This is a genomic window from Njordella aestuarii, assembly GCF_056494165.1.
Map to the genome: position 1 here is coordinate 660,367 of NZ_CM151397.1, position 13,937 is coordinate 674,303.

A 13,937-nucleotide genomic window follows, 5' to 3' on the forward strand; every position below is an offset into this window, starting at 1 on the left:
AGATGGTTTATCAATCGTCTGCAACGGCTTTCCATTCCGCTTCTGCGAGTGCCTCTGCGTCGTGCATTTGTTGCCGAAGGACGTCCTGCGTCGCATCTGATGCATCGTTTTTGCGGCGTGCAATACGCTCCGCCAGCTCATCAAATGACGCTTCACAGTGCAGGATGCGAAACGAAGCTCCCATCTCTTCCGCCAGCGCTTGAAACTGTGCGCGAGTTGCTTGCTTTAAAAACGTAGCATCAACGACGACGTCGAATTTCCAACCAAGTATTCGGCGAGCTAGCTCCAGAAGATGTTCATAGATCAATTCTCGAGACTGCGGAGTATAGATAGTTTGAGCGTTGTCTTGCATGCGGAGGCGTTTGCGTTCAACGTCGGAGCGTATCCGCAGTCCACCGAACTTTGCGATTCGGGACCAAGCACGCGTAGACTTTCCGCTGCCTGAAAAGCCGTGAGTGATCGAAAGTTGACAGCGCTTTGGGCATGCAAGCTCCAAGGCTGTTCGCATATATTCTACCCAAGGGCCCGACGCTTCTTTTGAAGCGTGCGAGCAGGGGTCGGTCGTCGCATCGGACGATTCATGTTGTGATGGATCAAGCCACGTAACTTTGGCTCGCACGAGAGCACGATAGACGGCATAAAATCGGAAGACTTCTAAACCCGACCAATCGTTCCTTGTCTCCAAATATGAATTAAGAAGTCGCCAACCCAGATCGCTTCGTCGGTGAGTCATAAAATCCATAACGGGGAACGCGATATCGCTCACAACATCGACCCACTGGAACTCTTCATTGAACTCGATGCAGTCAAAAGCTGTAATATGACCGTCCAGTTGAATGAGATTGTTGAGATGCATATCGCCGTGACACCGCCGGACAAACCCCGTCCGCAGTCGTCGCTGAAAATTCGATCTTCGATCTTCAAACTCTTGCTCAGTCCATTGCAATAGAAAGGATAGGGCCAACTGGTGTTCGGAGTCTGCTGGAAGGCATTCTTGCAGTAGCGTTATGTTGTCGATTGCTTCTTGGCGAATACGATCTGGTTGTACGCACTCAAGGTCTGCGCTCACCTGCTCGATCGATTCGTGAAACGCCGCGAGATCTCGACCCAATTGATCCACAGATTCAGGCGACAAGGCATGGTGATCGAGGCGCGATGTCAAGATTGCATCTTGAGGAAACTGGCGCATCTTTACAGCGTATTCGACGGCATTTCTGGCCGGGCCAGTCGACGAAGGCGAAACGGACGGAGAGCCAACCTGTAACGAGCCGTCTGAGTTTGAGTAAATCGGTACTACATCAAGATAAATGTCCGCGGCAAGACGTCTGTTTAGTTCGACTTCCTTGTAACAGAAGTCCCGCCGCAATTCTAGAGTTGAGTAGTCAACAAAACTAAACTTGCATGGCTTCTTAAGTTTGTATGCATATTGGCCGGTCAATACTACCCATGAGATATGTGTCTCAAGCAGCCGCAGATCTTCGACTTTATGTGAATAGACTGATGCATCTAGTAGACGCTGGACATCCAACTGCGAGTCTTCGGACGGCGGCATTTTGTGCTGAGCTTTTGCGTGAGTGGCGTGTTGGAAAAGAGTGGTCGAAAATTTATTCGGCCTTCGGAACACTCAAGGATCAAGTAGCGCTAACGCGTTTATATCGGGCGTCAAGTATTTTCTAAGCATACAAGACGGTTGACGAAGTTGCCAACACCGAATGTTTTACGCGAAGATATGGCGCTTTATGGCTTGAGTTTTCGATCCGAGTTGCTCGCAGAAGCGAATAATAATTTGAGAAATTCCACGGAAATTCACTATACTGATCGCCTCGACTTCGAAATACTGGCAGCGTTGATCGACGCATTTCGAGTAAGTTGCCCGGGCTGTGAACGCCAAGCCTGCTGGGGATCATTGTTTATTCGACTCGGATGCCCGAAGTTTCATGACCTTAACAAGCAGTTACTCTAGTAGAGCCGTAAATGAAAAAAGCATTGTCATTGTTCGTCTTGTTTTCCCTAGTTCTATTTTCTGGTTGCGAAAGTCAGCACCCAGGCAATTGGCCTCAGGAGAAGGTTCAGGAGCAAGTGGAGAAGAGTCTGGAGCTTTCCGATGTAACGCTTACTCCAAATCCAGCAGGCGGTTACACGGGAACAGGTACAGCCGCCGATGGCGAAACTTTTGACCTAACTATTACTCAAGACCCAGAAGCAAAAAGCATGAGTTGGAAGGCTGCTGGCAGCCGCGGCTCCATGGAAGACGGGGCTTACGAGTTCGAGTAAGCTTCGGTGAACCTATAATGAAAGACGCGGCGATTACCGACAAATCGGTACTCGCCGCCTTTAGAAGCTATGACAACTTACGCCATAACAACTAGAGTTCGCTAATAGCGAATGATCCAGTCGGCTGTGAAGCGGTTGGCTAGGATTCCTTCACGCTCGGTCAGTGGAACTTCGTAAGCAATCCCAGCTTCCATGTTGCGTGCTGGCTTTGACTTGAAACCGACGGCTTGCGTCACTAGATTGTTGCCAGTCACACCGACCGATCCCAAGTTAAACAGATCTCCACCTTCGACAGGTAGAGGAAATGCTGTTCCCGAGCTTTGATAGTTGTACCAGTTTACTTCGGTGAAAGCATACAGTGCGCGGTCACCCAGTTGCCGGTCGAAATGGTTCGAGAAGTAAATCATTCGATTTTCGGCATCCGTATCGAGTGGCTCACGAAGCCCGATAGCGCTCAACCAGTGTGATTTCTCGCCGAGCCTTGTTCCGCCGGTCGCGAAGAAATGGAATTCCCCGTCGCCATTACCTTGTAATGCTTTATTCGATCCGCTAGGGATCTCATAAGTTCCACCAACGCTCAGCAAACGGCCATTCCTCACGTCGCGGTAGAGGTTGTATTTCAAACCAGCAGCGATATCGGCGAGACCACTCTCAAGCACTGGGCTTTGTGTGTAGATGAAGCCGTCTTTGGTCGCGATCAGGCTCAGACGCTCGGTCAGCGCTGCTCGCACTTGCATTGCGTAGACTTGCACGGAGTTGCCACCAAGTGCCGCTGGAAGCTCGTGATTCAAAAATATGAATCGAACTTCGCTGAGCGTCCGAGGGTCTTCAAAGAACACTGGGTTGGTCATGGGACTGATAAAGTCATTGAAGCATGTGTCACTACGCTTCAGAATTCCGAATCCCAACAATCCTGACGAATCACATCCGCAAGCAGAATCGCATCCAAAATCGCAGCTCGCATCACAAGCGGAACCGGCGTTACAATCACATCCTTCCGTACCAAAATATCCGCATTGCATCGTTTGAGGGGTCGTGTTCACCGACGATTCAAAGCTGACCGCAGTCGTTTCCTGGTCAAATGTTGGGTAGACCGGTTGATCTGCAAAACTAGCGCCGGTCAGGCTTAAACCCAACAACCCGGCCATACCAAACTTCAATTTCATTTTCATGATCTCTCTCGAATCCTTTCAAAAATTCCGCGTAGCTCTTGGATACCGGAATGTGCGATGTCCGTCGTATGTGCAACATATCATGGATAGGAGTCTGATACACTGCGCAAAGTGCCCGAACGCACACTTCGTAATCGTACAAACCGCCGATTGTGTACGCGCAAGTCGAATCGGCTGATCACTACTCGCGAAATAAGATTGCTCGCAAAGAATTTCTGAGCGGAAACGCTAAAGTTCGCAGCGGTTGTAAAGCTTTGTCGGTTCTTCGGGCTGGGGTAGGTGTGCAAAGCGTGCAGCACACGTGTGACCAAAAAATAAGACCCAACACTGAGTGTGCGAAGAGGCACAAGCCGCCTATGTGACAACAGACGCACTACGGCGTCTTCTCTTTAGAAAGCCTCTTTTGAGTGGCGCGTCGGAATGCATCAAACTGGCTTTGCAGAGAACTAGGAGCCCGAAATCGCATGCCTTCTTCATTCAAGCCACCTAGGCTGTCTGGGACACTGGAAGAAGTTCGCGACTCAGCGACCGGTGGGACTAAGCCCAGTGAACGTAGCTCTTGCGCATACTTCTCGTCGATGCCATCGGGTTTAATTCCACGATCGCGCATCTGCTTCCAACGATCGGTAAAGTCACGGAGTTGGTCTGCATCCCAACCAAGTCTCTTGAGCAGTTCTGGATCAGGCTGTTCACGTTGTCGTTCTAAATAATCCAACGCGAGATTCGTTTTTTCTTTTGCGTAGTCAAGATTTACCGGGTCGGGTTTCGCGCGTGATGAAGATTCAGCTTGTTGGGCTTCTCCAGCGTCTCCGCTTGGAGACGGATTCCCGTTCAGTCCGGGCGTGCTGCCTGTTGAAGAAGGTTTGGAAGAACCATTTTGCTCACCTGGTTCTCCACTCTCTCCACTTGTCGAAGCCTGATCTTCCGAATTACCTTCGGCGCCACTTGGGCTTGCTTCACCGCCGCCCTCAGCGCCAGAACTTTGAGAATCAGATTTTGATTGGGTGTTACCTTCTTGCTTAGACTGAGATTCGGATTCGGAAGATTTTTCGCCACCGTTGTTAGCATTGCCTGATTTCGAAGACTCGCCGGACTCCCCACCATCATTGCCGGATTGAGGTTCGGCACTGCTGTTTGGTTTCGATGAGCCCTTCCCGTCGTCTGTCGCACCATCTTGCTTCTTCTCTCCAGCAGAAGGATTAGGCGTACTGCTTTGTTGGGGATCGCCATTCTCTTGAATCCATTTTTCTATTTCTTCAAAGACCTCTCCTTCATGAGTCGGCGGCCCCTTATCGCCACGTTCAACATTATCCAGTCGGCCCTCTGGTTTGCCCGTCTCACTAGGAGATCCCTTTTGAGATTCGGATGCAGGTTTCTTCGAAGAGGACTGGTTCGTTGCGCTGCTGCCGTCATTCTTTGAAGGGCTTGACGATTCATTACTGTTGGTGTTTTCGTCGCTATCGTTTGGCGATTTGAGCGAGTTTGAACCATCAGAGCCCTGCTTCTCCCCGGTCGATGAACTTGTGTTTCCTTTTGTTGCAGACGATCCATCTGCACCTTCCGTATTTGCGTTTGGCTCGTCGGAAGTTTCTGAAGCCGGTGGAGTGGCTTGCTTAGACTGCGAGTCGCTTTTGTTCGAACTGGAATTGCCAGAATTGGAGCGAGACTGTTCACCAGCGTTGCTGCTGGCGTTGTTATTAGCCGCGTTACCTTGTTCATCGGAACTTACTGGCTCGCCGGTATTGGACGCGCTGTCGGGCGACGGCGCGGCGGAAGGATCTCCGGAGGATCCGCTGCCCGGTTGCTTCTCGCTAGACGCCTGACCAGAGGATGATTCACCAGAGGAATCAGAATTCTGACCTCCCGCAGCCTGATCGTTTGACGATTCCGAGCCTTCTGTACCTTTTTTAGAACCGGAAGAGTCTGAACTATTGGGTTGTTCGTTCGAGCTCTCGGCCCCCTTCGCATCCCCAGACTCGTTGCCACTTTCAGACTCGTTGCCACTTTCAGACTCGTTGCCACTTTCAGACTCGTTGCCACTTTCAGACTCGTTGCCAGCTTCAGACTCGTTGCCAGCTTCAGACTCGTTGCCAGCCTCTTGTTCGCCTGAGCTGGAGTCAGAACTAGGATCGGAATTGTCTTCGGGTGATTCGTTCGCCTGAGACTTTTCGCCGGATCCGTCGCTACCTTTGCTCGAATTGTTTGAGTCTGACTGGTTTCCATTCGAAGAATCAGAAGAATCACCGGTCTCTTGTGGATCGCCCTCGCCTGAGTCGTTGCCAGAATCTTTGTTTTCGGCACCAGCAGATTTGTCTTTATCTGTAGCAGCTCCTTCTTGGCTTTCACCGCCCTGCGTGGAATCGGTTGGCTGGGCTTCGTCGTTAGGTTTGTTTTCTTCGGTTGGAGGTTGTACGTCACTGCCATCGACTGGTTGGTCGGGCAGAGGATCCATCTGTTTGTTGGGGGAGCTATCGGAGTTGCCTTGTTCGGCGGCTGCCACAATGCGGATGACGATCGGTGAAGTGGTCGCAATGTTCGGTTCCCAACGCACTTCATCGATATCGCGACGATTGTCGGCTGCGAACCCTTGCATCGTGACTTCGTCACCCACCCGCAGCTTCAACGCGGCCGAATCAAATCGCCAGGTACGCTCAACGGGCGCCGAGATACCTTCTTCGTTCCGTAATAGTTCGTGCTCGATCGCTTTGAATCGATTCTGGGTTCCAACGATTCGAATCTGTGACAAGCCGAAATCGACGTCACTGGCAGCGAGACTTAAATCGATCGCGTGTCCTACCGGAAGTTCGACTTGTTGCGGTAACTCTTTTGACCATGTGATTGTTGGGGACTGGTCTGCTATGACTCTAAAGTTGTAAAGTATTGGATCGGCGTTCAATTGTCCCAGATGATTGGCGGCAGAGATTCGAAAAGCCGAAAACGTAGGATCATTACGCTCTGAATTCAGCCGAAGTGGAAATGTGCCAAGCAACTGTCGTTCATCAACAGTAATGGAGTAAATGTTATCGGCGCGGCTAAAGCGACCATTCTCTAGGACGGGGTTCACCTCGATCCGTCCCGTCGTCAACGGTTGGTTAGACTGTGCGTGGACTTTTGCTCTTGTCCCTTCGACTGCTTCGAAATTGTTGACATCGGCTTCCCGCGGTTCCAGTTTGGTGTACTTCGGAAAAGTCAATTCGACTTTCTCCGCAGTAACAATGGGGACCGGTTGGACTTCTACCTGGAACGGACCAGCAACGTCGTCGCCTGCGATGACGGAGTAGTCGATCGGTTGTTGAATGCCGACCGAATTCGTTTTGAGAGTTCCTTTGTACGTTAGGCCTTCGATCTTTGGCTCCATGGGCACGCGTTGATTGACCAACTGTCCATCTCGCGTGCTAAACTCAAGCTCAACCAAATCACCCGCCAACCAGCCTCGCAGCTCGACGGACACTTCCAGCGATTCGCCGCGAGAAACGACGGTTGTTCCAGGTTCGACTTTAACAATTCGAACGCGGGTCGGAGCTTCAATCGTTTGCCAAGGCATGGCTAAGCGACGAAGTGAATCCATGCCACTTTTAGGAGATGCGACGACATAAATTGCAGACAGCAACACCAGAACGAAAAGTGCCGCTGCAAGTTTGAATGAAGCGGTCGACGAGACGAACTCGCCAAGGTCATAACGGCTTAAACGTTCAACGGCGAATTTTCCGACTACGGCGACAACCCCTCGAGGGGCGGAGTCCTGAGTGTTATTGAGCTGAACATAGCTTATGAGGCTATCCTTCAGTTCTGGCACGCGTTTTTCAATCTTGCGAGCTGCATATTCTGGATTGATATGTTGGCCGAATAGTGGAACCAGGTAACGAATAAGCCATAACACGGAAAATGCGATGGCGCCTGCCCAGACGACCCATCGGAATGCCAAGGGCAAAGGCCATAACCAATGGTCAATCAATATCAACGTTATCCCTAACGTGCAAACCGCCAATCCCAACACTAAGACCGCATATGCGGCCTCACTGCGCCGCATGCTTACAGATGCTTCGCTGACCATGTCTGTCAAAGTCAGGCGTGGCTTGGTGCCAGCCACATTGGGTCTGGGCGGTTGTTGGTTGTTGGAAACGGATGCTTGCGACATGAAGGATAACTATACAAGGCGAATAGGCTGCCATCGAAGTGGAGGGAGCCGAACTGCTACGTTGTACTACGCCCACAACACATAATACGCTCAAACCATTATATTCTTAGGGCTGCGGGAGATTTGTGACGTTTCCAGCTAAAATCCGAGAACGAACGCTAGTATTTTTCCAATTGTAGCAGTCTCGAAAGGAATTCTCGCAAACCTGCGAAATGTTGGGTGACAATTTGATCTGGGATCGGCTTTAAGAAAAGTAAGCTGCGAAAGTTGATCTTTTGTGCGTCTGGTCGGTATGATTGAAGGTTCCCGTCGGTTGTTTCAAAGATTGTTCTAATGCCGCTCGATACTTCCAATAACCCTATCGTCGAGAAGCTTGCAAAGGAGTTGTACCGCCCAACTCCGCCGGCTACCGAAGTGTCCGCAGATTCTAAGGTTGCAAAGGCAATTCCGCTGCATCGGTTTCAAGCCCTTGAGCAACAGATCAAGAACAATCCAGCCAACAGCGAACCTTACCACGAGCTGGGTGCGATCTACCTCGAACAAGCACGCTGGAAAGATGCTCGCCGCGTACTCGAACAAGGTGTGCGACACAATCCGGAAGACGAATCGCTTCTGACGATGCTTGAGGACGCGCGTCTGAGGATCTCACGCGAATCGATGCAAACAGCGGCTCGGCAGTACGAGTGGCAAAAGACAGAAGTTTCCCGCCACGAATTGGACCAGAGCGAGCTTGAATTGGCAGCTCTTCAGTTTGAGATTGCTGAGGCGCGTTATGCTCGGCATCCCGATCAACCTGATTTACTGATTACGTCAGCTATCGCACTGAATCGTCTTGCGCGAACTGATGAAGCGATTAGGCGTTTAGAACGAGCGCAAACGTTTCCACAAACGCGAGCTGTGGCGTCTCTAAATCTTGGTATCTGTTTAGAGTCGAAACATGCCATTATCGAAGCCTTGGCGGCCTATCGTCGCGCCATTATTTTTCGCTCGCCTGCACCGCCGCAAGAAGTTCGCACTCGATCGTTAGAGCTTGCAATTGCCCTGTCTGAAAAACATGAACTATATGATTCGGCAATTCGCTACGTGAATATTCTTGCCGATCAGAAGACGGGGAATCTCGCGACGCTACATGCAAAACTGGTTGAACTAAAGAAGTTAGCCGCCGCGCAAAAGACCGCGCCGCAAGATTAACGCAACTTATCACATAACTCAGTGTTTCGACTATTCAATTTGCGGCAGCGAATGGATAGTATTCGCGAAATCAACAAGCGACCGTTCGATCTTACAGGCGAGGAAATGTTTATGGCTCAAGCAATTGTTGACCCAGAGCAACTACGACAATTTGCAATTCTGTTGAAGCGATTCAATACGACATTATCGGAATCAACCAACAAGATCTCGCTGGAAATGGGGCGACTCGGCACGACATGGCGTGACCAAGAGCACCGCAAGTTTTCTTTAGAATTTGAACAGCAACTTAAGCAGCTTCAAAGGCTTGTCGAAGCGAGCGAAAAACACGTGCCGTATTTGTTGAAGAAGGCCGAGCTGATCGAGGAATACCATAACCATGGATAGCTCTGCAAATGTAAAAAGTCTCGCTGAGATTGAACACTTTGCAAAGTGCCTAGTCATTACACAATCTGATACGGCCAGGCAGATTGACGAGACTCGCATCGAACTTGACCGCGTTAGCGAATACCTGCAAAGTACTGCTCCCGCATATTGGAAGATTCAGCATCAGCGGGCAAAGCAACGCTGGGCCGAAGCGCGAGAAGCCTTAAGCCGTTGTGAGCAAGTGACACGCGAAGACGAACGTCGCAGTTGTACCGAACAAAAGAAGCAGTTGCAGCTCGCAAAACAGCGAGTAGATCTTTGTGAAAATAAGTTGCGAAGCATCAAAAGTTACTCGCAGCAATGGCAACAAGAGTTGACCAAAATAAACACACACTTGCGACATGTTTTGGAGATCAGTGAGTCTGGGCTCCCCAACGCGCATGCTGCTCTTAAACAAATCATCGACTCCATTCGAAAGTATGCCAACTTGCAATCGATGCAGGTAGAAAAACAATCAGGCGAATGAGAATCCATCGATTAAAGAACTGGAAAAGATTACCGTGCAACTGAGGCAGGACCTACACGGCTGTATCAATCGGCTACAACGAACAGCTTTGCGAAATCGGGGGGACTGTGAACGAGTCCAAGAGGTTTGGCAGGACGCTCGAGCGCAGCGGTTCTTCCAAAGCGAACTGCCACAGTTAGAGGAAAGTGTGAAGCGTCTCGTGAACTACCTGCAGAAGGCCGCCGAGTTTGCTGAAGCTATCAATCGTCAAATTCGAGACGAGATTATCGAGGAATAAACCATGTCGAAAGCACTAAATATTCTCAGTGGCAACAGGTTGAACGCAACTATAGCTGGGCTGCAAAATCGTCTCAGCAACTGCGTCGATCGAATTGCCGCAGTCAAGCACCAATCGGAAACCGAACTCGAACGCTTGAGCGGACTACATCAAGCGGCTTTGAGTGATTTGAAGCAGCAGCATGCTTCTGAAATGGTGACGAAGATTACGGAGGCTGACGAAGAAAGCGATGCGACCTGGACTCAGTTTGACCGCATGACTCTTCAAAGTATCCAGTCTCAAAAGCAGAAAATTATAGAGCTTAGAAAATCGAATGCGAAAGCTCGCAAGCTGATCGCTGCAAATGCCGAACAAGCCGTACTGACCGCACAGGATGAAGCGAAATCCGAACGAAGCCGATTGCAGACAACGCTCGATGCCAACAAAGACTTTCTCCGAAAACAGAAACGCGAAGCCGATCTCATTCGAAATCATGCGAGCCAATTACTTGCCAAGAGGCATATCGATGCTGCCAAGTTTTTTAATGCTAGTTTGCCAGACATAACAATCGCATCGCACGAAAATTTTGAATCGATCAAGGCTCTGGTTCATCGCGAAATGTCGCAAGGCAAGCAGATACTGAACAATTTACAGAAACACCCGACTTCCCGTTTTACAGATTCCTGGATGTTGTGGTGCTTGGCTGCCGCAATCGCACTAGCTATGGCCACCATCGCATGGTTCATTAATGCTCAATTGGCTCCAATTACTGCGTTTCTCGTCAGTTTCGCTGTTTTCGGCGTGACTGTCATACTCGGCGGCATCGTCTTGATACTGGCGGTGCGTCCGATGATCAAATCGTATGCTCGGAGTCAGCTTCCACAACTAGATGCGACTTGTCGAACGCTGGAATGCTATGTTGATCGGGGCGAGCAACACCTGCAAAACAAGTATGGCGAACACGTGGCCGGTCTTGCCACAAACTTGCAAGAAAAAGTCGCGAACATTAAAAGTGAAGCTGCCGCTGAGATAGATCAATTGGACAAGAAGTTGTCCGAAGATCTGGCCTCTATTCATCGCCAACAAGCGAACAAGCGGTTGGAAATGAATAATGCTTTCGAAGAATCGCTTGTTTCGGTTGAAACCAATGCCAAACGGACGATGGCCTCGTTTCATGCCAGTTCGCAGGAACGGCTTCGAACGTTCACTCGAGAATCGAAGGCTGAGATTGCAACTGTGAAAGAAACGGAGAAAAACGCAACGGCTTACATGCGAAACCGACTCAAAGGAGCCCTCTCCAAAACTGACGATCGTTTCAGGCGTTTGCGGACTTCTTTGGGACAGTTTTGTTCCAGTTGGCCAGTCAATCCAGAGGAAATCCTAACTTTGCCACGCGGCCAAAACGCTCTGGCGTATCTTCCGCTCGGGGATCTGGAATTGAGCTTAGGCACTGACGTTTCGGAAATTCTCGCCGAATCTGGAAGCAAGCCCTTGCACGCTCAAGTGCCTGTCGTCTTCAAAATGGTCGAACATGGATCGCTGATAATAAAGGCTGATGCAAAGCAACAATCGCTAGCGCAGAATGTCCTCCGGAATTTTGTCTTAAGAGCTTTCCATTCACTTCCTGCGGGTGCACTGCAAGTTACCATCATCGATCCCGATGGATTAGGCCGGGAGTTCAGTCATCTAATGCAGTTGGCCGATACCGATCCAACGATGGTTAATCATCGCGTCTGGACGCAAGCTACCCATATTACAGAGCAGCTTGCCCGCCTTTCACATCATACCGAAGATGTTATTCAGCAGTTGCTACGCGATCGGTACAAAGACATTCGCGAGTACAACAATGAGGCAGGCTCCATGTCGGAGCCTTATCGCCTAGTCGTTTGGTCGCGTTTTCCTGCCGGAGTCGACGAAACTTCCTGGCGTTATCTCTCATCGTTGCTCAGTTCAGGCGGTCGTTGCGGAGTCAGTGTCGTACTCTTAGTCGACACGGATTTTCCAGTACCGACTTGTGTGAATATGCAGCGGTTGGACGAGAGTGGGCTGACAATTCGAATTCAGAGCGATGTAAATGGGCAGCCGCAAGCGTTCGTCGCCGCTGATGCTCTGCGGGCCTTCCCGATCCATTTCGAATCACCTCCCGCGGCTCCTGTTCAGCAGTTGGTTTTAAAGCAATGTGCGGAAGACGCATTGCGAGCGAATCGTGTCGAAGTGGCATTCGATACAGTCGTGCCAAATTCACTCAGCCGTTATCAAAGTAAATCGGCCCATGGTTTAAGTATTCCGGTTGGGCATGCCGGCGTCGGGAGAAGCCAAGCGTTTCGGCTTGGGCATGGCACAGCGCAGCATGTTTTGGTCGCTGGAAAAACGGGTTCAGGCAAGTCTTCTTTCTTGCATACTCTGGTAACGAGCGCGGCAATTCACTATGGGCCCGATGAGCTTCGACTTGTGCTCCTCGATTTTAAGAAAGGAGTCGAGTTCCAGGTTTATTCTGAAACTAACCTGCCGCATGCAGACATAATTGGCATTGAAAGCCAGCGCGAATTTGGCGTGAGCACTTTTGAGTACATCGATCGCGTTATGCAGACGCGGGGAGAAGCGTTTCGAAGCGCCGGTGTTCAAGATATTCCCAGCTGGTGTGCGCGGCATCCGGAAGTTCCGATGCCGCGGATATTAGTAGTCGTCGATGAATTCCAAGAGATTTTTACCGACGACGACAAGCTTGGACAACACGCCGCTATGTTACTTGATCGCATTGTTCGACAAGGGCGTTCGTTTGGTATTCACGTCGTGCTTGCATCGCAGACCCTTGGTGGAGCCTATTCGCTGCCGCGAACCACTCTTGCACAAATGGCGGTCAGGGTCGCACTGCAGTGTGAGGGTTCTGATGCGATGATGATCTTGAGCGAGGATAATCTAGCAGCCGAAAGACTTCGACACGCGGGGCAAGCCATCTACAACGATCAAAGCGGTAGAGTCGAAGGAAATCAACCATTTCAAGTCGCCTTTCTCAGCAAGGAAAAGCAACGAGAACTTCTTGCTTCGCTGCCCGCGTCAACGCGAAACTCGGATCCAATGCACGGGGGCTTGGAGAGATGCATTGTGTTTGCAGGACACAAGAAAGCTACTTGGGATGATGCATCGGTTGCGAAGACCTTAGTGTCCGTCCAAGCAAAGAGCCCGGCCAGCCCGGCGGTCTTGCTGGGGGAAAGCGTATCGATCGAACCAGTTGTAAGTATCAACTTACATCGCCAGGCCGGTCAGAACGTGCTCTTGGTGGGCAGCGATGACGAGAATGGTGCGAGTGTTTTGCGCAGCATCATGTCGTCGTTTCAGATGAAGCCTGCTGATACACTTTCCGCTCGCATGCTGACGGTTATCGACGCCTCAAGAGAAGAAGATACTTTTAGTTTTGAGCTTGCCCGGCGATTGTTTGGAACCGAGTCGCACGTCAAGCTGTTCGGGATTCAGCAAGCAGATCAAGCGATCGAAGGGGTCTATCGCCGCATGCAGCAGCGGATGGCAGAACAGAATGAAGACGGTTCGCACGGGGAAACTCGCCCGAATACCAACAACCTGGGTGCAGTCGATGAACTTTTGGTCGTGACGCACTTGGGGCGATTGCGGAGCTTGCGGAAGAATGAGGAGTTCTCATTTGGAGATGACGCGAGTGAAATCAAGCCCGACAAGATGCTTCAAGAGATTTTACGTGAAGGACCAATGGTTGGAATTCACGTTTTGCTCTGGGCCGATAACGCCAACACCTTTAATCGCTGGCTGCCTCGACAAGCGACTCACGATATAGAGTATCGGGCGTTGATGCAGATGAGTTCTAACGACTCAAATCATCTCATCGATTCGGCAGCAGCCAATCGGCTCGATAAAAACGTACTGCTTTTGTACGAAGATTCGTCAGGCCAAACGCGCAAGTTCCGTCCCTTCGAAATCGACGCAGTCAAGCGGTCAAGCTAGACGCGTCGAGATGCGTGGGACTGGCAGGACATCGTTAAAGCA

9 protein-coding genes are annotated in these 13,937 nt (G+C 50.5%); 6 read left to right on the forward strand and 3 right to left on the reverse strand.

Annotated elements, in window-relative coordinates:
• Window positions 1-10: 10 nt before the first annotated feature.
• A complete protein-coding gene (locus tag SH451x_RS02570) occupies window positions 11-1,552 on the reverse strand; it encodes a bifunctional aminoglycoside phosphotransferase/ATP-binding protein (protein ID WP_479360784.1) in 1,542 nt (513 codons plus the stop codon).
• Window positions 1,553-1,974: 422 nt separating this feature from the next.
• Between SH451x_RS02570 and SH451x_RS02575 the strand changes: the two genes are divergently transcribed.
• On the forward strand, window positions 1,975-2,274 hold the full coding sequence (locus SH451x_RS02575) for a hypothetical protein (protein WP_479360785.1): 300 nt from the start codon (window positions 1,975-1,977) through the stop codon (window positions 2,272-2,274).
• Window positions 2,275-2,375: 101 nt separating this feature from the next.
• Here SH451x_RS02575 and SH451x_RS02580 read toward each other — a convergent pair whose 3' ends face one another.
• Together SH451x_RS02580 and SH451x_RS02585 are read right to left on the reverse strand one after the other, a co-directional pair.
• Window positions 2,376-3,446 (reverse strand): hypothetical protein, encoded by a 1,071-nt coding sequence (locus SH451x_RS02580; protein WP_479360787.1) that lies wholly within the window; start codon window positions 3,444-3,446, stop codon window positions 2,376-2,378.
• A 373-nt stretch (window positions 3,447-3,819) separates the two neighbouring features.
• Window positions 3,820-7,584, reverse strand: a complete 3,765-nt coding sequence (locus SH451x_RS02585; RefSeq protein WP_479360788.1) for an MSCRAMM family adhesin — start codon at window positions 7,582-7,584, stop codon at window positions 3,820-3,822.
• A gap of 333 nt (window positions 7,585-7,917) precedes the next feature.
• Between SH451x_RS02585 and SH451x_RS02590 the strand changes: the two genes are divergently transcribed.
• Genes SH451x_RS02590 through SH451x_RS02610 form a run of 5 tightly spaced genes read left to right on the forward strand, consistent with a single transcriptional unit; the run spans window position 7,918 to window position 13,895 of the window.
• Window positions 7,918-8,775: a tetratricopeptide repeat protein gene (locus SH451x_RS02590; protein WP_479360790.1), complete on the forward strand. Its 858-nt coding sequence runs from the start codon at window positions 7,918-7,920 to the stop codon at window positions 8,773-8,775.
• A 21-nt stretch (window positions 8,776-8,796) separates the two neighbouring features.
• Window positions 8,797-9,159, forward strand: a complete 363-nt coding sequence (locus SH451x_RS02595; protein ID WP_479360791.1) for a WXG100 family type VII secretion target — start codon at window positions 8,797-8,799, stop codon at window positions 9,157-9,159.
• Complete coding sequence (locus tag SH451x_RS02600; protein WP_479360793.1) at window positions 9,152-9,664, forward strand: hypothetical protein; 513 nt, start codon at window positions 9,152-9,154, stop codon at window positions 9,662-9,664. The genes SH451x_RS02595 and SH451x_RS02600 overlap by 8 nt, the downstream gene beginning before the upstream one ends.
• Before the next feature lie 34 nt (window positions 9,665-9,698).
• Window positions 9,699-9,941: a hypothetical protein gene (locus tag SH451x_RS02605; RefSeq protein ID WP_479360795.1), complete on the forward strand. Its 243-nt coding sequence runs from the start codon at window positions 9,699-9,701 to the stop codon at window positions 9,939-9,941.
• 3 nt (window positions 9,942-9,944) lie between these two features.
• The gene (locus tag SH451x_RS02610; protein WP_479360796.1) at window positions 9,945-13,895 is read left to right on the forward strand and encodes an FtsK/SpoIIIE domain-containing protein; all 3,951 of its coding nucleotides are present in this window, start codon (window positions 9,945-9,947) and stop codon (window positions 13,893-13,895) included.
• Window positions 13,896-13,937: the final 42 nt, after the last annotated feature.